Annotated in this window: 1 protein-coding gene; it reads left to right on the plus strand. The window is 39.4% G+C overall.

Annotated features, from left to right (window positions below; translation table 11 throughout):
• Positions 1–865: 865 nt before the first annotated feature.
• Positions 866–1,059, plus strand: a 194-nt coding sequence (locus OP496_RS17935; protein WP_280565298.1) for a hypothetical protein, incomplete at its 3' end; no start/stop codon positions are given.

Here is a 1,059-nt window from a genome sequence, read left to right on the forward strand (position 1 = left end):
GAGCCAAGCAGCGTGGATAAAGAGGGAGTGCTTGGCTGTTTGATTTAACATTTTAGAGAAAATGTATATAGTAAAATTTTGGTTGAGCTTGCTTTTAAATGTTTTATGGCATCAGCGATGTAAAAGTGTTCATGGTGCCCGGGTATGGGTTATAGAGCCGGATTATGGTCATGCTTTGAGTCGTAAGCATGACAACTTGGGGGCGGCAGACAAACAATTGCATCACTAGCCTGTATATACTGCATTGTCTTTTCAGTCTCCGAGACTGCGAGTGGTTTTCTATCTCGGTGGAGTGGTGCTCAATATCCAGGCGGTAAGGTTTATCTTTCTAAGTTTATTTAGTTCTCAGCCAAGTGATGGTGGTGATGATAGACGTAGTACTATGTAACCGCAGGCTTTTCAAAGGCATTCCGTTATATACTTATCGGTTCAGATGAGCGTATAGAGCGATTATGCCTCACTTGAATACCCCTACCATTGAGCATAGAAACGCTGATTTTTTCGGGGCTAAATTGCGTCAGGCACGCGACAAGTAGCGGAAGGCTGAGTGATAGTATATTTAGCAATATGGCTTCGCTAATCGTTAATACCTGGAATTACTGGTTCTTATACCAAATTTTTTTACCTGATTATCCATCGGTTTACTGCTATGTTATTTGACGGACTGCCTTTGGACTGCCTAGGTTTCAGACTAGCAACTATATTTGTGTTGATCCTGATTGGCTATCGGTATTCGTGTTCTGCCTTACTTTGAGAAGGATGTGGGGCTTTTATCCTAGTACGTGATCAAATCGACGTGGTTCTTCTATAATAATTACATTATTTATATATGTTAAGTGTTCTATATTTTTAGAGGGAATGATGCATGAAGTTAGTTGTTTTTTTGTTGGTTTTAATCCTCTCCGTTGGCACAATAAGTCAAGGTGCTGGTTATGTAGGCAGCTTTATTGTGGCAGGGACGTTTTTTTTACAAAGGGGAAAAATAAAATTAAATCCTTTAGCCAGATTTTTTCTTGTAATTATAATTTATAGTATGTGTGTGAGCTACTGGTCAATTAG

Source organism: Chromohalobacter sp. 48-RD10 (assembly GCF_029889785.1).
Classification (GTDB): Bacteria; Pseudomonadota; Gammaproteobacteria; order Pseudomonadales; family Halomonadaceae; genus Chromohalobacter.